Here is a 24,963-nt window from a genome sequence, read left to right as displayed (position 1 = left end):
CCCCGCCATCCCTCAGTAAACCCGCTGTTGCTGTTGCTCCGGCCTCGGCGGGTGCCGGGCGCAGCCCGGCCGCAAACCCCTTACTTCTTTGCGCGCGGCTGGTTCAGTGGCTCCATCGCGCGGAAACGCTGGCTGTACTCGTCGGTCAGATTCCGCGCTTCCAGGCTGTTGCGCACGATGCTCGGGGTCAGCAGCACGATCACTTCGGAACGGCGGCTGGAGCGGCTCTTCTGCCCGAACAGCGCGCCAACCACCGGAATCCGGCTCAGGCCGGGAATGCCGCTGCTGCCATCGGTGCCCGAATCGGTGATCAGGCCGGCCAGCATGATGGTGTCGCCGCTCTGCACCGCCGCTTCGGTCGACAGCTTCTTTGTGGAAATGCGCGGGTTGCAGTTGCGCTCGGTCGGATTGCAGTTGTCGGGCACGTTCGAGGCGCTGCTCACTTCCTGCACGATGTCGAGGAACACCGTGCCGTCGCGGGTCACGCGCGGGCGCACCTTCAGGATCACGCCGGTGTCGATGTACTGCACCGAGCTGTAGCTGCTGGTGCCGATGCCGGTATTCACCGTGGTGGTGTTGATCGGCACCTTGTCACCGACGTTGAGCGTGGCCTCGGCGTTGTTGCGCACGAACACCGAAGGCGTCTGCAGCAGGCGTACATCCGTGACCTTGTCCAGCGCACTCACCACCGCCGCGCCATTGTGGCCGGTGAATGCCCAGCCCAGGCCTTCGCCGCCCGTTGCGGCACCGGCGAAGCTGCTCCACGAGCCACCCGCTGCCGCCGGCAGGGTCACGCCGCCCAATGCGCCCGTCAGGGCACGCCCGGCCACGGCGTTGTCGAAGAACCAGTTCACGCCGTACTTCAGGTCGCCATCGAGCGAGACCTCGGCCACCTGGGCTTCGATGTGCACCTGCAGGGGCATCACATCCAGCTTCTCGATCACCTCGCGGATCGACCGCCAGGCCTGCGGGGTCGAACGCACCAGCAGGGTGTTGGTCTCCTCCACCGCCGACACGCCCACGCGGTCGCCTTCCACTTCCAGGCTGACACTGACGTTGCCGGACTGGCGCTGCGGCAGGTTCATGCTGCCGTTGCCACCGCCACTGGAGCTGCTGCCCGGGACCGAGCCGAAGCTGCTGCTGTTGTTGATGCTGTCCATGCCACGATCGGAGTCGCTGCCCAGCTGCGACGGCATCGCCCCCGGGGCCAGCGAGGCCGGACTGGAACCGCCGCGGTTGCCACTGCTGGCAAATGCTTCACTGAGCCGTTCGGCCAGGTCACGCGCCTTGATGTAGCGCAGCTCGTAGGAAAACAGGCGGGCACTGCCACCGGCGGTATCGATGCGGTCCAGCCACTGCTGGATCTGGTCCAGGTAACGCACCTGCGGGGTGATCACCAGCACCGCGTTGGCGTTTTCCAGCGGCAGGAAGCGGAACATGCCGGCACTGGGCGTCTTGCTCTCCTCGCCGAATACTTTCTCCAGGTCGGCAGCCACCTGCTCGGCCTTGCCCGACTGGATCGGGAACACGCCCACCGACATGCCCGACAGCCAGTCGACGTCGAAGATCTCGACGGTGCGCATGTAGTTTTCCAGCTCGGCGCGGGTACCACCCAGGGTGATCACGTTGCGGCCGCTGTCGACGTTGACGATCGCATTGGGCCGCGCATACGGCTCCAGTACCTTCTTCATTTCGGTGGCGGAGATGAACTGCAGCGGGATGACCCGTACCTCGAAGCCTCGCGCACTGGCAGCGGGCGCCGTGCTCGGCGCGACCGTACCGGCCAGCGCCTGGTCGGCGGCGACGATGTTGTAGCGGCCACCGCTGTAGACCATGCGTGCGTTGTTCCAGCCCAGCACCATCTCCAGCAGGTTCAACGCCTGCGCCGGCGACACCGGCTTGGGCGTGGCCAGGGTGACCGTGCCCTGCACCCCCGGTGCGATCACGTAGTTCTGGCCCAGCATGTCACCGAGGATGGCCTTGACCACCGCATGCACCGATTCGCCTTCGAAATTGAAGGTTGCTTCACCGGTGCTGGCGCCATGCAGTGCCGGTGCCGGTGCGCGTGCTGCTTCGCGGTTGATCATGGTGCCGGTGCCACGGCGGATCACTGCCTGCGGAGCGCCCTGCGCGTCACGGGCAGCATCCGCGGCGACATTGGCCGCCTGGCCGGCCTCGGCAGTGGGCGACAGATTGCCCTTGCGCTGCACGTGCGGCGCGGACACGGTGCTGCAGCCGACCAGCAGCGCGAGGGCAAAGGACCAGGGAAGGAAACGCAGGCTCATGCATTCACTCTATCGGTTGGTGCCATCGCCCGGGGGCGGCGACGGTTGTTGCTGCTGTTGTTGTTGCTGCAGCTGGCGGCGACGGGCCTGGATGCGTTCGCGGATGGCCTGCATCTGCGCTTCGCTGGGGCCGTTGTTGGTGGCAGGCGGTGTGGCGGCCGCCGCAGCCGAGGGCGCTGGCGTACTGGCAGCAGGCGACGGCGATGGGGTTGCCGCAGCCGGCGGCGGTGTCGGCGGAGCACCTGCCGGGGGCGGCACAACGATCGCACCTGCCGGCGGCGCACCGTTGGCGCCGCGCAGCACGGTCGGCGGCTCACCGCCCTGGCCGTTGAAGACCGCCAGTTCCAGCACCTGGTTGCCACCGGGGCCGATCACGGTGGCCTGGCGCGGCTGCAGTGCCACCAGCTGCCAGCCGTCGACGGCTTCACCGTTGAGGCGCAGGCGCAACGAACGGTTCTGTTCGGTGGTGAAGGTGGCCATGCCGAAGTCGCCGGTCAGCAGCACGCCGGTCAGGCGCAGCGCGGCGCTGGCGGCAGGCTCGCTGCCACCGAGCAGATAGGGCTTCGGCCTGCGGTCCTCGGCGAACAGCGGTCGCTCGCCGATGGCACTGTAGCTGTCGGCGCTGGCCATGCGTTCTGCGGCCAACGGCGGCAGCACCGGCAACGAAGGCACCGCATCGGCATCGCCATCCGCACCTGGCAGCTGGCTGCCCAGGCCGAAGCCGGTGGCCAGCCAGACCGCTGCCGCCCAGCCGGCCAGTGCCAGCAGGAAACCGGTGCGCAGGCTGATCTGCTCAAGCTTCATCGGCCACCTCCTGCCCCTCTTCCGGCACAGCCGGTGAGGGTGCCGGTGCAGCCGAAGGCGGTTGCGGCGCCGCGCCCGGCTCGGCTGCTGGTGCCGGCGCAGCGCCATCGGCAGCGGCACCGGGCAGCAGGTAACCGGCCAGTTCGAACGACACGTCCAGGCCCAGCCCGGATTCATTCGGCGACTGCTGGAAGCGCTGCGCGATCAGGTTGAGGTTGTCGACGAACAGGCGCGGGCTGCCGGTTTCCAGGCTGTGCAGCACCGTGGCCAGTTCGGCCACACCGCAACGCAGGCGCACCTGCATGGCAACGCGCACGAACTCGGCGTCACGACGGTTGTCGGTCAGTGGCGTGCGGTTGCTGATGGTGCAGCTGCGGTTGCCCGGGCTGGCCATCGCCACCGCATCCTGCAGCTTCGCGCCGAGCGCAGCGGCTGCAGCTTCGGCGGTGGCTTCACGCAGGAAGCCCGGCCGCTGCTGCAGTGCCTCGCGGGTGGCGCGCAGGCGTTGTTCGATCTGCGGCTGCTGCCGCAGCTGCGCCTGCACGCGCTGTTCGCGCTCGCGCAGGGCGGCCACGTCGGCATCGATTTCGCGCAGCGGCTGGGTGAACCAGGGGTGCACCAGCAGCAGGTAGGCCAGGCCCAGCACTGCCAGCAGCAGCGCCAGTGCCAGCCAGCGGTCACGGCGTGCGCTTGGCATCGGCATCGGCCGCCTCCCGGGTCGGGGCCGCAGCCGGCAACGGCTGCAGTTCGGCGGTCATGGTGAAGCGGTCACGGCCACTGGCGGCGCCATCGGCCTGCAGTACGCCGGTCAGATTGACCTTGCGCCACTGCGGCGCATCCTGCAGCAGCTGCACCAGCTGCGAGGCCTCGCGGCTCAGGCCGATCAGCTGCAGGTTGTTGTTCTCGATGGCCAGCTTTTCCAGGTAGGTGCCCTCCGGCAGGCGCCGGGTCAGTTCATTCCAGATTTCCACCGTTCCGGCGCGCTGGCTGCGCTGCTTTTCCAGGAATGCGGCACCATCGATCAGTGCCTGCAGCTGCGCGCGTTCGCTGGCGACACCACGCGCACTGCGTGCACTGCGCTCGACCTGCGCACGCAGCGCATCGACAGCGTCACGGCGGTTGTCGAGCAGCTGCACGGCGGCCAGCACCAGCATCACCAGCGCGGCCACGGCCAACAGCACATTCCAGCGCCGCATGGGATCCGCGCGCAACTGGCGCTGCGCCGGTGGCAGCAGGTTCACCTGCAGAGGCTCACCCTCGCTGTCGATGGCATCGACACCGGCCAGTGCATCGGCCCACTCGCCCACGCTGGCCCGCCACGCTTCCAGCTGGCGCAGCGGCCAGGCGATCAGTTCGACCTGCAGCTGGCCCTCGGCTGCGCCCCCCAGCTCACGCACGTCAAAGCTGACCTGGCTCGATTCGAACGGCGTCTGGCGGTCGATCTCGAAACCGACCACGGCGCGCAGGCGGTCGGCCGCAGCCGCGGGCAAGCGCAGATGACGACGCAGTACCTCGCTGGCCGGCAGCAGCCACACCCGTGGCAGGCTGCGCAGCCGCGGTTCCAGCACGCGGTCCAGTTCCACCGGCGACAGCGGCCATGGCACGCTGGCAACCGCTTCGCGGCGTTCACCGGCCTCACGCCAGACCTGCAGCTGGTCACCCTGGCGCTGCAGCAGCAGGCGCGCCTGTGCCCAGCCCAGCGCCCACTGCCAACGGGCCGGCACCCACGCCAGCAGCGATTGCCGCCACCAGCGCAGGAAACGACCGGCGCCCGGGCCGATCCGGCCCTGCACCTGCCGCACACTGTCCTGCCATGCCGTCATCTTGCTGTCATTCCCTGCTCCCAGCGAAGCACTGTGTAGGACCGCCCGGGAACCCCGCCCGAGCCATTGCGTACCACTGCCTGCAACACCGACCGGCGTCCACTGCTGTCGGTTGCACGGGACTCGATACTATAGGTGCCGCTGCTGCTGGCAAGCGTTGTCGCACCGCCAGCGGTATCTGCGTCACGCTCCTGCTGGGCGCGCTGCGCCAGCACGGTATCCGCATCCAGCCCCAGTGCGGTCAGCACCGGCGCGCTGGCGAACTGGGGATCCGGGCGCGCCTGGCGGCTGTACAGGGTCAGGTGGGGCAGCATGGCCTTGTACAGCGGGCCGCGCATGCCCAGCACCCGCTGCAGTTCGCCGAGTGTCTCAAAGCGCTTGTTGCGCGGGCCATACGGCAACCCGGCCGCCGCGTAGTCCGGCGCTTCGGCACCGCCACCGGGCTGCAGCAGGCTGTCTTCATCACGCCAGTCAACAATGGCGCCGGCCATCTGCCGGGCAGCGCCTTCGTCTTCACCGAGTGCCTTGAGGAACGCCGTCAGCAGGGTCACGTCGGCCAGGTTGAGGTTGATCTTGCCATTCTCGTCCAGCACCTTGATCTCGATGCTGGCGTCATCGAACTGCCAGCGGTAGGTGCGGCCATCGGCACGCCAGGGCGCCCGCAGCGGATCAGCGGACAGGCGCAGCAGCGCGTACTCCAGGCCGGCGCGCGCACGTTCCTGCCCGCGTGCCTCGTCATCCAGTACCCGCTGCTGCAGATGCTCGACCCGTGCGCTCGGCGCGAACGCACCGACCAGCGCGGTCATCAATGCGATCAGCCACAGCACCAGCACCAGCGCCGCACCGTGTTGCCGGTTCATCGCGCACCTCCACTGCCACCGGCGCGCGGTGCCACCACCAGCAATGGCCAGGGCTCGCCCTTGGCGGGCACGATCCTGATCTCCACCAGCATCGGCAGCCGCCGGGTATCGTCCCAGCGCGGCATCCAGTCACTCATCTGACCGGTGCCCGCATCGATGCCGCGATAGCGCAGCTGCACCGACTTCAGGTTCTCAACCAACACCTCCGGCGGGCGTGGCGGATTCTCGGCGATGCGCTCGCCTTCCTGCAGCAACACCAGGTCCAGCAGCAGGCGCTGTTGCCCCTCGCGTCCGTCCACCTGCAGCGCGTGCAGGTAGGAGCCTCCACGGCCGAGGTAGCCGGGCAGGTCGGCGGCGAACAGCATGCGCTGTTCTTCCCCTTGGAAGAACACCGGTTCGCGGGTGGGGTCCGGGACCTCCAGCGGGGTGCGCAGTGCGCCGGCCAGCTGCCTGCGCAGCAGAGACTCGACCGCCCGCATGCGTTCACTTTCGGCGGCGATCTGTTCGCCGCGCTGGCTGACCGCCATCGCCGAGCGCACGCTGGCAAAGGCCAATGCCAGGCCGCCGGCCAGCAGCACGGTGGCCAGCATTACTTCGACCAGGGTGAACCCTGCGGCGCGGCGCTTCACCGCGCATTCTCCAGGTCGGGCGGCAACAGGCGCAGGCTGCGCCAGCGCAGCTGTTCGCGCTCGCTGTCACCCCAGCGCACCTGCAGCTGCAGTTCGGCCAGCCAGGGGGTTCCCGGTGACGTTGCCTGCGCGACATTGCCTGCGCGCGGCTCCGCCCACGGCTGGACCTGCAATTCCCAGTGGTAGCGCCCCTGCTCCCAGTCTCCCTGCTGCCTGCCTGCCTGCAGCGGCGAGGCGACGCCGGTTTCGGCCAGCAGCGACTGCGCATGCAGCACCGCGCGCGTGCGCAGCTCGGCATCGCGCACCTGTTTTGCGCCGCCGGACAGGCTGCCCAGCAGCAGCGTCAGCGCCAGGCCCAGCAGGGCGAAGGCGATGATCACTTCCAGCAGGGTGAAGCCGCGGGCGCGCCGCTTCATTGCGCCCGCCAAGGGCCAGAGCGGACCTCACCGGTCAGCCAGCCCACGTCGATGCGCCATTCGGCGTCGTCACGCTGCAGCCGGATGCGGCCACCGCTGGAGCCGCCATCGGGGTGGAACTCGATCACGCCCTGCCCCGGCGCGGTGGCCAGCTGCGCGGCGCCTTCGAACTGCACCTGCAGCTGTGCCGGCACGTCACCGTGGCGCTGGTTGGCGCCTTCCCAGCGCCGCTTGGCCGGCTCGATGACAAAGCGCTGCGGCTCGCCGCGGGTGATCGCCTGCGCGCGCACCATGCGCAGCTGGTTGGCGATGTCCTTGCCGGCGCTGCGCAGCTGCATGCCAGCGAAACCGCGTGACAGGCCGGCAGCGGTGATCAGGCCGATCGCGGCGATCAGCGCGATCACCAGCAGTATTTCCAGCAGCGACAGGCCCGCTGCGCGCCTGCCGGGCAGGCGCGGGCGTTGCAACCGGCGCGGCAGGAAACGCGACATGCCCGGTTACGGCTGGTAGCGGATGTCGGCGTCGACACTGCTGCCACCGGCCTTGCCGTCCTTGCCCAGGCTGATCAGCTCATACGGCTGGCCCTCGCCCGGCGTGCGGTATTCCAGCGCATGGCCCCACGGATCGTTCAGATCGGCCGGCTTGGCATAGGGCCCCAGCCAGCCAGCCACGCCAGCCGGTGCAGTCACCAGATCATTGAGCGAGCCGGGCAGCTTGCCGGTATCGATCTGGTAGTTGTCGACCTTGGATGCGACGGTCTGCACCTGTGCCTTGGCAATGTTGGCCTTGCCGCGGTCGGCGCCACCCAGCACGCGGCTGGCGACCAGGGTCAGCACCGCGCCGATCAGCACGATGACGATGATGATCTCCAGCAGGCTCATGCCCGACTGGTTGCGCGCTGCGGTGAAGGAAAGGCGGATCGGTCGACGGGAAGCAATCATGGTCGGTCCTTTCAGTTGCGGAGTGTCGGGGTTGCGTAGGGATCCATCGTCAACCGATGGCATTGGTCAGGTCGTACAGCGGCACCAGCACGGCAACGATCACCGCACCCACCACCGAGGCCAGCACCAGGGTGATCGCCGGCACCATCGCCGCCAACAGGCGGTCGATGCGGCGGGCGCTGTCCTGTTCGAAGGTGTCAGCCGCTTTCAACAGCATGGTATCGAGCGCGCCGGACTCCTCGCCAACCTGGATCATCTGCAGGGCCAGGCGCGGGAAACGCTTGCCTCGCGACAGTGCCAGCGACAGGCCGGCGCCGTTCTTCACTTCATCGGCGGCCGTTTCCACGTCGGCTGCCAGCGCGCGGTTGCCCAGTACGTTGCGGGCGATGCCCAGTGCACCCAGCAGCGGTACGCCATTGCGCAGCAGGGTGCCCAGCGTGCGCGCCAGCCGGGCAGTCTCCAGTTCACCCAGCAGGCGGCCGATGCCGCGACGCTGCAGCAGCCAACCATCCAGCGCCAACCGGAAGGCCGGCTGCCGCGCCTTGCGTTCGAAGAACAGCGCCACCAGCGCCGGCACCACCAGCAGCAGCACCCACCAGTCACGCACGAACAGGCCCAGCTGCAGCACTGCGTTGGTGAACCACGGCAGCGCCACATCCAGGCTCTCGTACATCTGCGCGAACTGCGGCACCACGTAGCCAAGCAGGAACAGCAGCGCACCACCCACCACCACCAGCAGGATGGCCGGGTACACCAGCGCGTTGATCACCTTGCCTTGCAGGGCCCGGCTGCGTTCGAGGTAGTCGGCCAGGCGCTGCAGGGTTTCGTGCAGGCTGCCGCCGGCCTCACCGGCACGCACCATGTTCACGTACAGGCGCGAGAACAACCCGTGCTGGCGTTCCAGTGCGGTCGACAGCGGCGCGCCACCGCGCACCACATCGCGGATGTCGGCGATCGCGCGACGCGAACGATCGTCTTCGGGCAACCCGAGCAGGATCGACAGCGCGCGGTCCAGCGGCTGGCCCGCACCGAGCAGTGTCGCCAGCTGCTGGGTGAACTGCAGCAATGCCGCGCCCTGCAGCGGCCGTTGGCGGAACAGGTTGCGCCAGGTACCGCCACCGATCGCACCGCCATCGGCCAGCTGTGTCTCCATCGGCAGATGGCCCTGGTCCTGCAGGCGCGCGACCAGCTCGGCCTCGCTGGCCGCTTCCATCTGCCCGTCGAAGATCTCGCCGTGCGGATTCAGTGCCTTGTAACGGTAGGTCGGCATGTCAGCCCCGTCGTCCTGCGCGCATCAGCTTTCCTCGGTGACACGCAGGACTTCCTCGATGGTCGTCTGCCCACTGAGGGCCTTGGACAGGCCGTCTTCGTACATCGTGCGCATGCCGGCTTCGCGGGCAATGCGTTCGATCTCGCCCATGCCGTCGCGGCGCATCACCGCACGCCGCAGCGCATCGTTCATCACCAGGAATTCCATGATGGTGGTACGACCGAGGTAACCGGTCGGCGCCAGCGCCGAGGGCCTGGGGCGGAACAGATGGATCGGCCCTTCCGGCTGCAGGCGGCGCAGCTCGAAGCGTTTGATTTCCTCCGGCGAAGCCTCGTAGCGCTCGGCGTGGGTCGGTTCCAGCCGGCGCACCAGGCGCTGGGCCAGAATCCCGTTGATGGTGGAGGTGAGCAGGTAGTCTTCCACGCCCATGTCGAGCAGGCGGGTGATACCACCGGCGGCATTGTTGGTGTGCAGGGTGGACAGCACCAGATGGCCGGTCAGTGCCGACTGGATCGCGATGCGCGCGGTTTCCAGATCGCGCATTTCGCCGATCATGATGATGTCCGGATCCTGGCGCACGATGCTGCGCAGCGCGTTGGCGAAGTCCAGGCCGATCTGCGGCTTGGCCTGGATCTGGTTGATGCCCTCGATCTGGTACTCGACCGGGTCCTCGACCGTGATGATCTTGACGTCGGCGGTATTGAGCTGGCTCAGCGCGGTGTACAGCGTGGTGGTCTTGCCCGAGCCGGTCGGGCCGGTCACCAGCAGGATGCCGTGCGGCTGTTCCAGCACCTTGCGGAACTGCGGCAGGAACGCATCGGTGAACCCCAGCCGGTGGAAATCAAACACCACTGTCTCGCGGTCGAGCAGGCGCATCACCACGCTTTCGCCGTGCGCGGTCGGCACGGTGCTCACGCGCAGGTCCAGCTCCTTGCCCTGCACGCGCAGCATGATGCGGCCGTCCTGCGGCAGGCGGCGCTCGGCAATGTTGAGCCGGGCCATGATCTTGATGCGGCTGATCACCGCTGCGGTGAGGTTGGCCGGCGGGCTTTCGCCCTCCACCAGCACGCCATCGACACGGTAGCGGACCTTCAGGCGGCTCTCGAACGGTTCGACATGGATGTCCGACGCGCGCAGTTCCACCGCACGCTGGATCACCAGGTTGACCAGGCGGATCACCGGCGCTTCCGAGGCCAGGTCGCGCAGGTGCTCGATATCGTCGACCGCGCCGCCCTCGCCGTCTGCGGTCTCCACGATCGCGCCCATCGCGCTGCGGCCCTGGCCGAACCAGCGCTCGACCAGGTCATCGATCTCCGCGCGCATGCCCAGCACCGGTGTCACCGGAACCCCCAGCGCCAACTGCACGGCCTGCTGCGGATAGGCATCGTGGGCATCGGCCAGCCACAAACGCACCCCGTGTTCATTCAACTCCAGCGGGCACACATGGAACTGCTTCAGGAAGCGCAGCGACAGTGGCATGCCCTCGGCCAGTGCCTGTGGCGGGGCCTCCGGCACCTGCCTGCCCTCCAGCAGCGGCAGGCCCAGCACCTCCGCGCTGGTCTGTGCCTGGTCGCGTTCAGACACCAGGCCCAGGCGCACCAGCAGGCCCAGCAGGCTGCCGCCGGCCTCGGCGTGCAACGGCCGCGCGCGCGCCAGGTCTCCTTCCTTGAGCCGGCCGCGTGCCAGCAGCGCATCCAGGATGCGGCCTTCGGCATCGTCGGTAACGGTTGCAGCGAGCGCGTTCACGTGACTCTCCTGTCAATCGGACCGACTTTAGCAGTTAAGCCATGATTTCCGCCGCCCTGCGGCCAGCTTTCGTAAAAAGACGAAGCCCGTCACACAGGATGACGGGCCTCGGCCGTTCAACTACGACACGTCAGGCTTACTGCGTGGCGAGGATGCTCACGCCGTTGTAGGCCGCTTCGCCCACCACCTTGATGTAGTAGGTGCCTGCCACCGGCTTGTTCACCCGTACCGTTTCGGACGTGCCGGGACGGGTCGACTTGCCATCGTTGTCGCTGGCGCTCGGCTCGCGACCCTGGGCGATGTAGACCGACACGTTGCCGGTGCCACCGTAGGTGATCACGCTGAGCTGCTTGCCAGCGGCTGCCTCGAAGCTGTACAGGCGGCTGCTGCCGGCCGTGCCGTTCAGCCCCCCCACGGCGGCCTTGTTGGTCAGCGGCGTCGCCACCGGTCCACAGTTCTCGGTGCACGGCTCTTCCAGCGCCTTTGCCAGCGCCGCCTTGGCATCGACGATGCCGGTGCCGATCGGAGTGGCGGTCGGGATGCTGACCGGGAACGGACGCGCGGTTTCCTTCAGCAGGGTGCGCATCGCGGCGGGGGCCAGCGGATCCTTGCCCTTGGCGATCAGCGCGCTCTGCACCAGTGCAGCGACGGCAGCCACGTGCGGCGAGGCCATCGACGTGCCGCCCATGCCCATGTAGCTGTAGCTGCCCGACTCCGGCGTGGTGGCCGCGTCGGAACCGGACTGCCAGACGTAGCCGCCGGGATTGCCGTCGACGCTGCCACCACCACCCGGACCGGACAGGTCCACGCGGGTGCCGTAGTTGGAGTAGTAGGTGATGCCGCCGGTAATGCGGGTGGCGCCGACGGTCACCACGCCGTCGCAACTGGCTGGACGGTATTTGGAGGCGTTGTCGGTCTCGTTGCCGGCCGCCACGACCACGGTGGTGCCACGCGAGATCGCGCCATTGATCGCTTCCTGGTAGGTCCCGTCGCAGCTGCCGCTGCCGCCGAGGCTCATGTTGATGACCTCGGCCGGGTTGGCATTGGCGGGTACGCCGGCCACCGTGCCGCCGGAGGCCCAGGTGATGGCGTCGGCTATATCGGAAAGGTAGCCACCGCACTTGCCGAGCACGCGGACCGGCAGCACCTTGGCCTTGTGCGCGACACCGGCCATGCCGACGCCGTTGTTGGTCTGCTCGGCCACGGTACCGGCCACATGGGTACCGTGCCAGGAGCTGTCCTCGGCGACGGAGCCGGTGTAGCACTCGTTGTCGTTCTCGACCCAGTCACCATAGTCCTGCGCGCCCGGCACGCGGTCGTTGGTGGCACGGCGCGACGTCTCGGCATCGCTGATGAAGTCGTAGCCTTCCAGCAGGTTGCCGACCAGATCCGGGTGCTGCGGCAGGATGCCGGTGTCGAGTACCGCCACCACCACGCCTTCGCCCTGCGATACATCCCACGCCGACGGTGCGTTGATGCCGCCGGTGGCGTTGTGCAGGTGCCACTGGTACTGCTGGTAGTAGGGATCATTCGGCGCCAGCGCCGGCTGCACGTCACCGGCACGCAGCTCGGTACGGCGCAGCTTCACATCGGCCTCGGCGTACTGCACGGACGGATCGGCCTTCAGTTCCTTCAGCACGCGCTGCAGTTCGGCAGGCGCCAGGCGCCCCTGCAGGCGGATCAGGTCGGCACCGACGCCCAGCCTGCGCACGACCTGCGGGCCGAGCGCGCTGGCGCGGGTAGTGCCACCGGACAGGCTGGCGCGGGTCAGCGCGGACTGCACGGTGGACAGCTTGGCCGACCGGTCGCCCGCCGCAGCGGTGCCGGCACGGTACTTGACGATGATGCGCTGGGTGCCGGGCTCGGCGGTGCTGGCCTGGCGCACCGGTTCACGGGTCGGCAACCCGGCGGCGTGGACGGCACCGACGGCGGTCATCGACAGCACGGCGGCGGCAAGCACATTGATGCGAAGGTTCTGCTTCTTGATCACGTCGAATTCCTCTTCTGGGTCATGGATCGAACCAACACTGCGGCCATCATTCCTTGACGACTCCCGGCCGGCCCAGCCGGGATTGCCGTGACCTCCCCCCAGGCCCTGTTTGCAGGTTTGGCGCCGGCGTGGGTGGCCGCCGGCGCAGTGGTTTGGCTTACCAGCCGAAGCCGGCACCGACGCCGACCGAGCTGTCGTCACTGCTGAAGGCACCGCCGAAGGTGACCGTGGCGCGATCGCTGATCGCACGCTGGTAGCCCAGCGACAACGCCGACTCGCCGCCCTGGAAACCGATGCCGACGCCGACCCGGTTCTGGGTGCGGAGGCCGGCGGCACTGGTGGCCATGTTGAGCATCGCCGCACTCATCGCGCCCTGGCGGTCGATGCGACGATCCATGTGGCGCAGGCGCCCGTCGATCTCGCCCTTGAACACATCGAAGCTGTCGGCGACGGCCTGCACGCGGCTGTCGGTGTAGCTGTTGGCGGTGGCCATGCCACGATCCAGCTGGCCCTTGTTGACAGCGTCGGTGGCGGTGGTGCCGGCGGCGACGTTGGTGACCTGGCGTTCGTTGCCTTCGCTGCCCACCGACACCGTATTGGCACGATCGGCAACCGAGCCCTGGCCCAAAGCCACCGCGTTGGCAGCAGTGGCACTGGCGCCCTGGCCGATGGCGGTGGACGAGGCGCCACTGGCCACTGCGCCTTCACCCATGGCGACGGCATTGAAGCCGGTGGCCGGGGTGCCAACCGGAATCCCGGCACCGGCGGCGGCGGCAGTCGGCGCGCCCTGCACGCGTGCGGTGCTGGCCGGTGCCGCATCGGCGGTGGCCGGTGCGTCGGCCATGCTGGCCAGCGGGCTTTCATCCAGCGACGCACTCATTGCGCGCAGGCTGGAAGCACCTGCACGCGTGCCACCGGCAGTACGACGGTCAATCTCACTGACCTTGCGGTCCAGCGCACCGAGCGCATCGCCGACGTTGCTGTACGTCGCGCCCTGGATCACGTAGTTCGGCGCCACGAACACGCCCTGCATGCCGACGCTGGCGCCACCGCCGAGGAAGCTGGCGGCATCACTTAGCGACTGGAACAGCTGCCCGCCGTTGATCGCCTGGCGGCTACCGGCGGCGATGCTGCCGGCACCGACGTTGTCGATGGTGGTGCCCTGGAAACCGGACAGGGTCAGTCGGTCACGGCTGGCGTCGTCGTAGCCGACCGCACTGGCCGCCGTGGTCTCGACCGTCGCGATGCGCGAGTCGAAGTCACCCACGCGGGTTTCCACTGCTCCCACCCGCTGGTTGGTGACGTTGAGCTGGGAGCCGGTGATCGCATCGGTGCTGCCGGCAGCGATGCGGCCGTCGGCGACGTTGACGATGCGCCGCGTGGCCGGACCGGCGGTGCCGTTGCCACCGCCGACCGAGACCACGTTGGCCTCCAGCGCGCGCGAACCGGCACCCAATGCCACCGAGTTGTTGCCGCTGGCGCCGCTGTTGGCACCCAGTGCCAGCGTCGCATTGCCGATGGCCGCGGCACCGCTGCCCAACGCATTGCTGCGGCCGCCACTGGCGTTGGCGTTGCCGCCAATGGCCACGGCATCGGTGCCGGTGGCACTGGCGGTACCCGAACCGTTGGCCTTGAAGCGTTGGCCGACCGCATCGGCGGTGGCGGCCACTGCATCGAGCTGGCCCTTGTTCACCGCATCGGTGGCCTGCGTACCCGCCGCGACATTGGTGAGCTGGCGGTTGATCGCGCTGTGGGTGACGCCGGCGGCATCGACCCACTCCTGCGCAGCACCCACCGACACCGTGTTGGCGCGGTCGGCCAGCGAGCCCGCGCCCAACGCGACGCTGTTACCGGCGTCCTTGGTGGTCCAGGTGTTGCTGCCGAGCACCGTCGCGTTGCTGGCCTGCGCATAGCTGTTGTAACCGACCACGGTGGCGCCATCTTCGGTGGCCCACGCTTCACTGCCGATGGCGGTAGTGAACTGGCCGGCGCTGGCGCTGGCGGCATCCTGTCCGGCCAGTGCGTTGAAGCCGACCGCCACGCCGTTCAACCCGGTGGCGGCGTTGTTGCCCAGAGCGGTGCCGTACTCGCCAGCCTTTGCCTGCACGCCGAAGCCGGCGCCGGCGATCTGCGCGATGGTGCCCTGGCCCACCGCCGTGGAAACATCGGCGGCCTGCGCAGCACTGCCTACGGCGGTGCCGAAGAAGCCGGCGCTGGCACCTGCACCAAACGCCGTGGCGCGCCAGCCGCTGGCCTGCGCGAAGTTGCCGACTGCGGTCGTTTCGCGGCCATCGGCGATCGCGCCGTAGCCCACTGCGGTAGCCGCAAGGCCGGCGGCCTCGGCCATGCCGCCGACAGCGGTCGCCCCGATGCCCTGCGACTGCGACTGCGCGCCGATCGCAATGCTGGCGGCGCCGCCGCTGCTGCTCTGTGCACCCAGCGCAACGGCACTGTCTGCGGTGCTGCTGGCACCGCTGCCGATGGCCACGCTCTGCTCGGCCGTGGCCAGTGCGTCGACACCGACCGCCGTGGCATTGGCAGCGACCACCGTTGCGCCGCTGCCCAACGCGGTAGCGCCGTTGCCAATTGCATTGGCCGCATTGCCAGCGGCGAGCGCGTTGTCACCCTCCACCAGTGCGCCTGCTTCGCCATCGGCATTGCCGCTGGCCTGGAACTGGCGGCTGGTCTTGTCGGCAACGCTGGCCACCGCGTCCAGCTGGCCCTTGTTCACCGCATCGGTGGCTTCAGTGCCGGCTGCAACATGGGTCACCTGGCGCTCACCGCCCGCGGTTCCCACAGCCACGGTATTGTCGCGCTCGGCCTTGGAGCTGGCGCCCAGCGCCACGCTGTTCAACCCACTGGCGGTGGCACCGGCACCCAGCGCAGTGGCATCCGCCGCATCCGCCCACGAGTTCCAGCCGATCGCGGTCGCGTAGTCTTCGGTCGCCCACGCACCCGCACCGAATGCCGCTGCACCAGTGCCGCTGGCACGCGACGGGATCAAGCCGAAGAAGGTGCTGCCACCAATGGCCACACTCTCCTCGCCACTGGCCTCGCTGGATTGACCTACGGCCACGGCACCGGTACCGGCCGCGGCAGCGCCGAAGCCGACTGCCGTGGTGTTGGCACCACTGGCCGCCGAGCCATAGCCCAACGCGGTGCCGAGGCGTCCGCTTGCTTCGGCATAGCCACCGACGGCGGTGGTGCCATCGGCCGAGGCGGCGCTGCGGAAGCCGCTGGCCAGTGCCTGCGTGCCGCTGGCGTTGGATTCAGTGCCGGTCGCGGTGCTGTATGCACCACTGGCCTGTGCACGCGCACCCACGGCACTGGCACCCAGCTCGGTGGCGCTGGCGCCGGTGCCGAGCGCAAGGCTGTCTTCGCCGTTGGCCTGTGCGGCACTGCCCAACGCTGCGGCGTTGTCGCCGGTGGCCAGCGCATCGAGGCCCACCGCCGTGGCGTTGGCCGCCAGCGCATTGGCGCCGCTACCGAGTGCGGTGGCGCCGTTGCCGATGGCGTTGGCCGCATCACCGGCGGCCAACGCGTTGTCGCCCTCAACCAGGGCGCCGGTTTCACCATCGGCGTTGCCACTGGCCTGGAACTGCCTGCTGGTCTTTTCCGCTGCAGCGGCTACGGCGTCGAGCTGGTTCTTGTTGACCGCATCAGTGCCCTGCGTGCCAGCAGCCACGTTGGTGATCTGGCGGGTATTGCCACCACCGCCCACCGACACGGTGTTGTCGCGGTCGGCGATCGAATCGGCACCCAGCGCCACGCTGTTGGCCGCGCGCGATTCGGCGGCGTTGCCCAGTGCGGTGCTGTTGATGCCACCGGACCAGGCGCCACCACCGACGGCGGTGGAGTAGTTGCCCGATGCTTCGGTGGCCAGCACGCCGAACAGCGAACCGCCGACGGCAACACTGTTGGTGCCGGTGGCCAGGCTGCCCTGGCCGGTGGCCGTGCTGTAGGCACCGGAGGCTTCCGCATCGCCACCCACTGCCACACTGTTGGAACCGGAGGCATTGGCGAAGTTGCCGAAGGCAGTGGCGTTGAACGCCGAGGCCTGCGCATAGCCACCGATGGCGGTGCTGTAGCCACCGGTCGCTTCTGCACCGATGCCGAACGCTGCCGACGCGGTGCCGCTGGCCACGCTCTCGCTGCCGACAGCGGTGGCCGCATCGCCGCTGGCATTGCTGAAGTAGCCCACCGCCACGGCTTCCTCGCCGGAGGCTTCGGACAACACACCGTTGGCGGTACTGCCGGCACCACTGGCGATGCTGGCGGCACCGAACGCCGCGCTCTGCTCGCCGCTGGCTTCGCTTTCCGCGCCCTGTGCGGTGGCGTACTCACCGGTGGCCTGCGCGTTGGCACCGACGGCGCTGGCGTTGGCGGCGCTGGCCAGCGCGTTGAAGCCGATCGCCTGCGCGTTGTTGGCCAGCGCATTGGCACCACTGCCGAGCGCGGTGGCGCCGTTGCCGATGGCGTTGGCCGCATCACCGGCGGCCAGCGCGTTGTCACCGTCCACCAGGGCACCAGTCACGTCGTCGCCGTTGCCGCTGGCCTGGAAGAAGCGGCTGGTGGTGGTGGCGGTGGTTGCCACTGCATCCAGCTGTGCCTTGTTCACCGCGTCCGTGGCTTGGGTACCGGCAGCGACGTTGGTGACCTGGCGTTCGTTGCCGCTGCTACCCACCGACACCGTGCGTGCACGGCTGGCAACTGAACCGGCACCGAGCGCGACAGCATTGCTGGCGCTGGCGTTGCTGCCGGCGCCCAACGCGATCGCACTTTCGCCGCCGGCCACCGTATTGGTACCGATGGCGATGCTGTTGATGCTGTTGCCCAGCGCCTGGAAGCCCAGTGCCACGCTGTTGTCGCCATAGCCGAACGCACCGCGGCCGACCGCAGTGGAACTGGCCCCATTGGCCCAGCTGTTGTAGCCGATGGAGGTTGCGCCGCTGCCACTGGCCCAGGCCGCGTTGCCAAAGGCCGACGCGTTGGTGGCGGTGGCCCACGCACCCGAACCGAACGCTGCTGCGCCACTGGCCGTCGCCCAGCTGTAACCCCCTACCGCGGTGCTGTCATCGCTGCTGGCGAAGGCGCTGTCACCAACCGCGACCGCATAGCTGCCGGTTGCACGCGACGTGCCGCCAGCAGCGAAGCTGTTGTCCCCGCTGGCCTTGGCCGCATTGCCGAACGCGCTGCTGGCGGCGCCGGTGGCCTGTGCGCCGCTGCCCACTGCGGTGGCGTTGGCGACGGCGGTGGTGCCTACCTGCTGCGCCGTGCCGTCGGCACCGATGATCGGCTGGTTGTACTCGTCGTAGGCCTGGCCGAGGCCACCGATGGCAACACCGCCGTTGCCGGTGGCGTTGCTGTTGCGACCCACCGCTACGGCGTCGTCACCGATGGCCGAAGCGGCGGCGCCATGTGCAACCGCACCGGCGCCGATCGCATTGCTCGACGAACCGGCCGCCACCGCGCCTTCGCCCTCGGCCAGCGCACCGGCATCACTGCCCGCTTCCGGCTGGGCCTGGAAGAAGCGCGCGGTGTTGTCCGCGGTACTGGCCACGGCGTCCAACTGCGCCTTGTTCACTGCATCGGTGGCTTCGCTGCCGGCAGCGACGCTGGTGATCTGCCGTTCGTTGCCGGCACTGCCGACGGCCACGCTGTTGGCGCGCACCGCTTCGGAATTCGCGCCAAGCGCGACGCTGTTGGCGCCACGCGCGGTGGCGTAGTACCCGACGGCCGTGCTCTGTGCGCCGCTGGCCCAGGTCTGCGCGCCGAGTGCGCTGGCATTCTCACCCGGGGCGTAAGCGAAGTAGCCGACGGCGGTGGATTCCGCGCCGGAGGCTTCGGTCAGGCTGCCGTTGGCCACCGCGCGGTCACCGCTTGCGATGGCACCGGCACCGACGGCTGTCGCCGCTTCGCCGCCGGCCTGGGTCTGCACGAAGAAACCCAGGCCGGGAATCAGGTCGGCCGGGCCACCGATGGCCACGCTGCTGGTACCGGTGGCGGTGCTCTGCGTACCCAGCGCCGTGGAGTAATCACCGATGGCGTTGGCGACCGCACCGAACGCGGATGCCTGCGCGCCGGCGGCATAGGCACCTACCCCGTAGGACGACGCCGCAAACCCGCTGGCTTCGGCACTGGCGCCCACCGCGGTGCCACCGACACCGGCACTGGTGGCGCCGGTTTCCACCGGTACGCCGCCACTGGTGATCAGCGGATTGCCATCGGCATCAACAGCGGCACCACCGACGGCGACGCTGCCCGGGCCGTTGGCCTGTGCGTTGTTGCCGAACGCGGCACTGTTCTGGCCCGAGGCCAGTGCGTTGTTGCCCACGGCGGTCGCGTTCTGCGCAATGGCGTTGGTGCCCGCGCCCACAGCGGTGGCGCCGTTGCCGATGGCGTTGGCCGCCTCGCCGGCCGCCAGTGCCTCGTCACCTTCGGCCAGCGCGCCGGCATCGCTGTTGCTGCTGCCAGTAGCCTGGAACCGCTTGGCGGTGGCATCGGCCACGGTAGCCACGTCCTTCAGCTGGCCGACATTGACCGCGTCGGTATCTTCAGTACCTGCCGCAACGCTGGTGATCTGCCGGGTCAGGCCGTACTCGGTCGCACCGACGGACACCGTATCGACACGGTCGGCCAGCGAGCCTGCGCCCAGCGCCACGCTGCCGGTGGCAACCGCCGCCGAATTGGAGCCCAGTGCGGTGCTGTATTCGCCCACGGCGGTACTGAATGCACCCACCGCAATCGAGGCTTCGTTTGCGGCAGTGGCGCCTCGACCCAGTGCGGAACTGCCTGGGCCCATCGCCACAGCGCCACCACCTACGGCAGTGGCGCCGTCGGCGCTTGCTTCGGACAACGCACCCAGCGCGGTGGCCGCGCCGTTCTCGCTGGCGGCATAGGCGCTGGCGCCAACGGCGGTGTCACCGAGACCGAACGCTGCGGCGCTCTGCCCGACCACCACGCTGGCATCGCCGATCGCCAATGCGCCTTGTCCGAACGCACTGGCGCCGAGACCGGCGGCAATGGCCTGGGTGCCGATGGCGGTGGTGGCATTGGCCAAGGACTGGGCGCCGGCACCGGCGGCTACCGCGCCTTGCCCGTCGATCTTGGCCGCGTCGCTGTCATCACCTGCGCCATCAGCCTTGAAGTAGCGGTCCCCAGCTGCGGCGACATCCGCCAGCGCGGCCTGCGTGGCGCGCGCCTGCGCATCCAGCTGCCCCTTGTTCACCGCATCGGTGGCCTGGGTACCGGCGGCCACGTTGGTGATCTGCCGTTCCTTGCCGGCATCGCCGACAGACACCGTGTTGGCGCGCGTAGCCTTGGAGCCTGCGCCCAGCGCAACGCTGTTGGCTGCACTGGCGCTGCTGTTGCCACCGATCGCCACCGCGTTGCTGCCCTTGGCACTGGCCGTGCCTTCAACCAGGCACTTTTCCAGCAGCTTGCCGCTGAGTGCCACACAGGTGGCGCTGCCACCGATCTGCACCGACTGTGCAGCGGCGGAACTGCTCATGCCCAATCCCAATACCAGGCCCAGTGCCACCGCCAACAGCGCGGGCGTGGCCTGTGTCGTATCGCGGCGCTGGTCGACAACACCACCGCTGCTGTCGGAGGAGGCCAGCTCCGAGGCCACCACCAACTGACCCAATGCTTTGTTCCAGACCTTGCGATAAATCCGATTCATCGGTACGGCTCCTGATTGGACTGGTTTTGGGCAAAGCGACGCCATCGCCGAGCCTTCTGGCCCAGCGTCCCTTGGGGGCGTCTATTCGCGTGATTTACTGCGGGTAATGCCGAACGGCGCGCAGCGACAGAAACCCGAGCGCATGCGCCAAGCGGTTACTGCGAAATGAATGATTCTGAAACGGGCTTCAAGTGTTAACGGCAACTTTGCAGATCGTCAAGACTTTGACACGGCAAATCCTATTGCCGTGAAGCAGTTCACCATTTCGCGTGTTTATAAAAGAACTTCGTTATGCACACGTGACGAACTGCTGGCGCATGAAAATCGATGTAACTAGCGGGCGCGACAAGGGTTTCGCGCGCGCAAAGAAAAACCCGCCGGCAACGCGGCGGGTTTTCCATACGCGATGGCATTGCGCCGTGCGCGCAATGCTGCGATCAGCCGCACCACACCCGTGCGTTGCGGAACATGCGCATCCACGGCGAATCACCCTGCCATTCGGCCGGCGCCCAGCTCATGTTGAGCGCGCGCGGGGTGCGCTCGGGGTGCGGCATCATGATGGTGACCCGGCCGTCGCTGCTGGTGAGGCCGGTGATGCCATCCGGCGAACCATTCGGATTCAGCGGATACTGGCTGGCAACGTTGCCATGGCCATCAATGTAACGCAGCGAGACGCGGGCCGCGGCCTGGTCGACGGCCGTGTCGAACACTGCCTGGCCTTCACCATGCGCCACCGCCACCGGCAGGCGCGAGCCGGCCATGCCACGCAGCAGGATCGACGGCGACTCCACCACTTCCAGCAGTGCGGTACGGGCTTCGAACTGCTCGCTGGCATTGCGGCGGAACTGCGGCCAGTGCTCGGCACCCGGAATGATGTTCTTCAGCTGGCTCATCATCTGGCAGCCATTGCACACGCCCAGCGCGAAGCTGTCTTCGCGTGCGAAGAACGCGGCGAAGGCATCACGCAGTGCGCTGCGCTCCAGGATCGAGGTAGCCCAGCCACGGCCGGCACCGAGCACGTCGCCATAGCTGAAGCCACCACAGGCCACCAGGCCGGTGAAGTCCTGCAGCGCCACGCGGCCTTCGATCAGGTCGCTCATGTGCACGTCGAAGGCGCGGAAGCCGGCGCGTTCGAAGGCGTTGGCCATTTCGATCTGGCCATTGACGCCCTGCTCGCGCAGCACGGCCACGCGCGGGCGCGCACCGCTGCTGATGAACGGTGCGGCCACGTCTTCGTTGAGATCGAAGCTGAGCTTCGGCTTCAGGCCCGGTGCGTTGAAGGCACGTGCCACCTCGCGCTCTGCGTCGGCATTGGCCGGATTGTCGCGGCGCTTCTGCATCGCGTGGGTAACCGACCACCACGCGTCGAACAACGCTTCCCAGCGCCATTCGGCCAGGTTTTCGCCACCCAGCGACACGCGCACCACCGGTGCGGTGGTCGGCTTGGCGATGCGCTGCGCGCATTCGGTCAATGCATGGCGTTCAACCAGGTCGGCAAACGCTGCACGGTCTTCGCGCGCGATCTGCACCACCGCGCCCAGTTCTTCGTTGAACAGGCTGCGGAACGGATCGTCACCCCAGGCATCGAGGGCGATGTCCAGGCCCAGGCGCGAGGTGAAGGCCATTTCGCACAGCGCGGCGAAAGCACCGCCGTCGCTGCGGTCGTGATAGGCCAGCAGCAGGCCGGACTGGCGTGCATCGCGGATCAGCTCGAAGAAACCCCGCAGGCGCTGCGGATCGTCCAGGTCCGGGGCGGCACCGGCAAAGGCCGGCAGTTCGCTGTGGTCGGCATGCACCTGGGCCAGGATCGAACCACCCAGGCGTTGCTTGCCGGCCCCCAGGCCGATCAGCCACAGCTCGCTGTCCACCTCCCGGTCGAGCAGCGGGGTCAACTGCTGGCGCACGTCGGCCACCGGCGCGAACGCCGAGATCACCAGCGACACCGGCGACACGCTCTTGTGCGCCTCACCCTGGTCGTGCCACTGCGCCTGCATTGACAGCGAGTCCTTGCCCACCGGGATGCTGATGTCCAGCTGCGGGCAGAGTTCCATGCCCACCGCCTTCACCGCGTCGTACAGCAGCGCGTCTTCGCCCGGGTGACCGGCCGCGGCCATCCAGTTCGCCGACAGCTTGATCTCATCCAGCGCATCGACCGGGGCCGCGCACAGGTTGGTCAGCGCTTCGCCCACCGCCATGCGTGCCGAAGCAGCGGCATCGAGCAGGGCCAGCGGGGTGCGCTCGCCGATCGACATCGCCTCACCGGCTACGCCGTCGAAGTCGGCCAGGGTGATTGCCACGTCGGCCACCGGCAGCTGCCACGGGCCGACCATCTGCTCGCGCGCGGTCAGGCCGCCGACGCTGCGATCACCGATGGTGACCAGGAAGTTCTTCGAGGCCACGGTCGGGTGCGCGAGCACGCGCAGGCCGGCTTCCTGCAGGTCCAGGCCACCGGTCTTCAGCGCCGGCCAGCGCGGTGCCGGCGGGTGCGCGGTATCGCGGTGCATCTTCGGCGGCTTGCCGAACAGCACGTCCATCGGCAGGTCGATCGGTGCATCGGCCGGGGTGTGGCCCGGCACGGCACCGTAGGCCACCACCAGATGTTCCTCGGCGGTGGCCACACCGACCGCAGCGAACGGGCAGCGCTCGCGGGCGCACAGCGCGGCGAACTCGGCCAGGCGTTCCTGGGCCACGCCCAGCACGTAGCGTTCCTGCGACTCGTTGCACCACAGCTGCATCGGCGACAGCGACGGATCATCGGTGGGCACCTTGCCCAGGTCGATGACACCACCGACGTTCGAGTCGTGCAGCAGTTCGGGGATGGCGTTGGACAGGCCACCGGCGCCGACGTCGTGGAAGAACTTGATCGGGTTGTCGGCGCCCATCGCCACGCAGCGGTCGATGACCTCCTGGCAGCGGCGCTCCATTTCCGGGTTGTCGCGCTGCACGCTGGCGAAGTCCAGGTCCTCGGCGCTTTCACCGGAGGCCACCGAACTGGCCGCACCGCCGCCCAGGCCGATCAGCATCGCCGGGCCACCCAGCACGATCACCGCATCACCGGCCTGCAGCGGGATCTTGTCGACCTGGACGCGGTCGATCGCGCCGAGGCCACCGGCCAGCATGATCGGCTTGTCGTACGCGCGCACCAGGTCGGCGCCTTCCGGCAGCTCGAAGCTGCGGAAGTAGCCGAGCAGGTTCGGGCGGCCGAACTCGTTGTTGAACGCGGCGCCGCCGAGCGGGCCGTCGGTCATGATTTCCAGCGCCGGTGCCATGCGCGGGTTCAGCGCGCGCGGCGCCTCCCACGGCTGCGGCAATTCCGGAATGCGCAGGTGCGAGACCGAGAAGCCGGTCAGGCCCGCCTTCGGCTTGCCACCGCGGCCGGTCGCGCCTTCGTCGCGGATCTCGCCACCGGCACCGGTCGAGGCGCCCGGGAATGGCGCGATCGCGGTCGGGTGGTTGTGCGTTTCCACCTTGATCTGGAACGCGCTGGGCACCTGCGGCTCGCGGCGGTACTCGCCGCTGGCCGGATCCGGGCGGTAACGCGACGCCGGATGGCCTTCAATCACCGCGGCGTTGTCGCTGTACGCGCTGAGCGTGTGCTGCGGGGTCTGCTGGTGCGTGTTCTTGATCATCCGGAACAGCGAGCGGTCCTGCTCCTGGCCGTCGATGGTCCAGCTGGCGTTGAAGATCTTGTGGCGGCAGTGCTCGGAATTGGCCTGCGCGAACATCATCAGTTCCACGTCCGACGGCGACCGGCCCAGCGCAGTGAAACGCTCGCGCAGGTAGTCGATCTCGTCCTGGGCCATGGCCAGGCCGAGGCGCTGGTTGGCGGCCTCCAGCTGGTCCACCGGCACGCGCTCCAGTTCACCCCGGGCCGGTGCCGAGAACAGCGCCTGGCCCTGTTCCACGGTCTCCAGCACGGACTGCGTCATCGGGTCGTGCAGCGCCTTGACCAGCGCCTGCTGGGCGGCGGCATCGGCCGGCCAACCCTGCACGTCGATGCGCAGGCCACGCTCGACCCGGCTGACCGGCTGGCCGGCACCTCGGACCAGTTCAGTGGCCTTGCTCGACCACGGCGACAGCGTGCCCAGGCGCGGCACCACAATGCGGCTGACTGCGCCTTCGGCCACGGCTTCGGCCTGCGGCGCCGCTTCGAGGATGCGGCACAGCGTGGTCAGGTCGGGGGCGGCGCTGCCTTCGGGCTGCACGAAGTAAACGTGCCAGGCACCGCTGATGCGCAGGGAGGGAGCGATGGACTGCAGGCGGGATTCAAGACGTTCGCGGCGGAACGGCGACAGGGCGGGCGCGCCCTCGAGGACCATCATGTCCGGGGAACCGTAGTTGGGAAACGGGCCCGACATTGTACCGGAAGCGGGGGAAGGGCTCTGGCCGGGCGGCGCCCGGCACCCGCCGAGGCCAGGGCAACGGCAACAGCAACAGCAAGAGCTGGCTTCCTGTGGGCTGGCGGGGCGGTGGGGGCCAGCCGGACCCGCCGTAAACCCATCCATGGGGGCTCGATGG

General features: G+C 68.8%; 14 protein-coding genes. All 14 read right to left on the bottom strand.

All coding sequences use genetic code 11. From position 1 onward, the window contains the following. Nucleotides 1-80 precede the first annotated feature (80 nt). Nucleotides 81-2,285, bottom strand: coding sequence for a type II secretion system secretin GspD (gene gspD, locus R5H29_RS13045; protein WP_332329258.1), 2,205 nt, complete (start codon nt 2,283-2,285; stop codon nt 81-83). A 9-nt stretch (nt 2,286-2,294) separates the two neighbouring features. After that, complete coding sequence (locus tag R5H29_RS13040) at nt 2,295-3,089, bottom strand: hypothetical protein (RefSeq protein WP_010482014.1); 795 nt, start codon at nt 3,087-3,089, stop codon at nt 2,295-2,297. Next, nucleotides 3,079-3,792, bottom strand: coding sequence for a type II secretion system protein GspM (gene gspM, locus R5H29_RS13035; RefSeq protein ID WP_134735099.1), 714 nt, complete (start codon nt 3,790-3,792; stop codon nt 3,079-3,081). Before gspM ends, R5H29_RS13040 begins: the two co-directional genes overlap by 11 nt. Beyond that, on the bottom strand, nt 3,767-4,912 hold the full coding sequence (locus R5H29_RS13030) for a PilN domain-containing protein (RefSeq protein WP_134735098.1): 1,146 nt from the start codon (nt 4,910-4,912) through the stop codon (nt 3,767-3,769). Before R5H29_RS13030 ends, gspM begins: the two co-directional genes overlap by 26 nt. Beyond that, the gene (locus R5H29_RS13025; protein ID WP_332329257.1) at nt 4,909-5,772 is read right to left on the bottom strand and encodes a general secretion pathway protein GspK; all 864 of its coding nucleotides are present in this window, start codon (nt 5,770-5,772) and stop codon (nt 4,909-4,911) included. Before R5H29_RS13025 ends, R5H29_RS13030 begins: the two co-directional genes overlap by 4 nt. Then, nucleotides 5,769-6,401 carry a type II secretion system protein J gene (locus R5H29_RS13020; RefSeq protein WP_134735096.1) on the bottom strand — a complete coding sequence of 211 codons (633 nt, stop codon included), beginning with the start codon at nt 6,399-6,401 and terminating at the stop codon, nt 5,769-5,771. The genes R5H29_RS13025 and R5H29_RS13020 overlap by 4 nt, the downstream gene beginning before the upstream one ends. Beyond that, on the bottom strand, nt 6,398-6,817 hold the full coding sequence (gene xpsI / locus R5H29_RS13015; RefSeq protein ID WP_019661006.1) for a type II secretion system protein XpsI: 420 nt from the start codon (nt 6,815-6,817) through the stop codon (nt 6,398-6,400). The genes R5H29_RS13020 and xpsI overlap by 4 nt, the downstream gene beginning before the upstream one ends. Beyond that, the gene (gene xpsH / locus R5H29_RS13010) at nt 6,814-7,308 is read right to left on the bottom strand and encodes a type II secretion system protein XpsH (protein WP_134731614.1); all 495 of its coding nucleotides are present in this window, start codon (nt 7,306-7,308) and stop codon (nt 6,814-6,816) included. Before xpsH ends, xpsI begins: the two co-directional genes overlap by 4 nt. 6 nt (nt 7,309-7,314) lie before the next feature. Beyond that, a complete protein-coding gene (gene gspG, locus R5H29_RS13005; RefSeq protein ID WP_021203164.1) occupies nt 7,315-7,758 on the bottom strand; it encodes a type II secretion system major pseudopilin GspG in 444 nt (147 codons plus the stop codon). 49 nt (nt 7,759-7,807) lie between these two features. Continuing rightward, nucleotides 7,808-9,028 (bottom strand): type II secretion system protein XpsF, encoded by a 1,221-nt coding sequence (gene xpsF / locus R5H29_RS13000; RefSeq protein ID WP_332329256.1) that lies wholly within the window; start codon nt 9,026-9,028, stop codon nt 7,808-7,810. Between the two features lie 24 nt (nt 9,029-9,052). Next, nucleotides 9,053-10,774: a type II secretion system ATPase GspE gene (gene gspE / locus R5H29_RS12995; RefSeq protein ID WP_058980469.1), complete on the bottom strand. Its 1,722-nt coding sequence runs from the start codon at nt 10,772-10,774 to the stop codon at nt 9,053-9,055. Nucleotides 10,775-10,910: 136 nt separating this feature from the next. Further along, nucleotides 10,911-12,764: a S8 family peptidase gene (locus tag R5H29_RS12990; protein ID WP_021203162.1), complete on the bottom strand. Its 1,854-nt coding sequence runs from the start codon at nt 12,762-12,764 to the stop codon at nt 10,911-10,913. Nucleotides 12,765-12,921: 157 nt separating this feature from the next. Beyond that, entirely contained in the window at nt 12,922-20,445 is a 7,524-nt protein-coding gene (locus tag R5H29_RS12985; RefSeq protein ID WP_332329255.1) for an ESPR-type extended signal peptide-containing protein, read from the bottom strand. Between the two features lie 437 nt (nt 20,446-20,882). After that, nucleotides 20,883-24,767, bottom strand: a complete 3,885-nt coding sequence (gene purL, locus R5H29_RS12980; protein ID WP_332329254.1) for a phosphoribosylformylglycinamidine synthase — start codon at nt 24,765-24,767, stop codon at nt 20,883-20,885. Between the last annotated feature and the right edge of the window lie 196 nt (nt 24,768-24,963).

Source organism: Stenotrophomonas sp. A3_2 (genome assembly GCF_036624925.1).
Classification (GTDB): Bacteria; Pseudomonadota; Gammaproteobacteria; order Xanthomonadales; family Xanthomonadaceae; genus Stenotrophomonas; species Stenotrophomonas hibiscicola.
Note: the sequence above shows the minus strand (reverse complement) of the source record. Positions and strands in the feature narration are given on the sequence as shown.

Excerpts from the sequence above, each read along its gene's own strand:
- gspD (WP_332329258.1), bottom strand. The coding sequence starts at position 2,285 with ATGAGCCTGCGTTTCCTTCCCTGGTCCTTTGCCCTCGCGCTGCTGGTC.
- R5H29_RS13040 (WP_010482014.1), bottom strand. The coding sequence starts at position 3,089 with ATGAAGCTTGAGCAGATCAGCCTGCGCACCGGTTTCCTGCTGGCACTG.
- gspM (WP_134735099.1), bottom strand. The coding sequence starts at position 3,792 with ATGCCGATGCCAAGCGCACGCCGTGACCGCTGGCTGGCACTGGCGCTG.
- R5H29_RS13030 (WP_134735098.1), bottom strand. The coding sequence starts at position 4,912 with ATGACGGCATGGCAGGACAGTGTGCGGCAGGTGCAGGGCCGGATCGGC.
- R5H29_RS13025 (WP_332329257.1), bottom strand. The coding sequence starts at position 5,772 with ATGAACCGGCAACACGGTGCGGCGCTGGTGCTGGTGCTGTGGCTGATC.
- xpsI (WP_019661006.1), bottom strand. The coding sequence starts at position 6,817 with ATGAAGCGGCGCGCCCGCGGCTTCACCCTGCTGGAAGTGATCATCGCC.
- xpsH (WP_134731614.1), bottom strand. The coding sequence starts at position 7,308 with ATGTCGCGTTTCCTGCCGCGCCGGTTGCAACGCCCGCGCCTGCCCGGC.
- gspG (WP_021203164.1), bottom strand. The coding sequence starts at position 7,758 with ATGATTGCTTCCCGTCGACCGATCCGCCTTTCCTTCACCGCAGCGCGC.
- xpsF (WP_332329256.1), bottom strand. The coding sequence starts at position 9,028 with ATGCCGACCTACCGTTACAAGGCACTGAATCCGCACGGCGAGATCTTC.
- R5H29_RS12985 (WP_332329255.1), bottom strand. The coding sequence starts at position 20,445 with ATGAATCGGATTTATCGCAAGGTCTGGAACAAAGCATTGGGTCAGTTG.
- purL (WP_332329254.1), bottom strand. The coding sequence starts at position 24,767 with ATGATGGTCCTCGAGGGCGCGCCCGCCCTGTCGCCGTTCCGCCGCGAA.